Origin of the sequence: Pseudomonas sp. NFACC39-1, from assembly GCF_900110355.1 — a bacterium.
In the GTDB taxonomy this organism is placed as follows: Bacteria; Pseudomonadota; Gammaproteobacteria; order Pseudomonadales; family Pseudomonadaceae; genus Aquipseudomonas; species Aquipseudomonas tehranensis.
The window spans coordinates 293,554-293,862 of the sequence record NZ_FODL01000006.1 but is presented as its reverse complement, the minus strand read 5'-3'; positions in this window follow the sequence as shown (position 1 = coordinate 293,862).

Sequence of the window (309 nt, the reverse complement as noted above, 5' to 3'; positions counted from 1 at the left end):
GTTGAATGTGCCGCCGCCTTCGCGAGCAAGCCCGCTCCCACACTTTTTCCGGGGTGGCTGCAGGATGCACATCCACCGCCAATCCCCTGTGGGAGCGGGCTTGCTCGCGAAAGCGGGGTGTCAGTTTGGGTGATGTTGAATGTGCCGCCGCCTTCGCGAGCAGGCTCGCTCCCACACTTTTTCGGGGTGGCTGCAAGATTGGCAATCACCGCAGATCCCTTGTGGGAGCGAGCCTGCTCGCGAAAGCGGAGTGTCAGTTTGCGGTGATGTTGAATGTGCCGCCGTCATCGCGAGCAGGCTCGCTCCCAC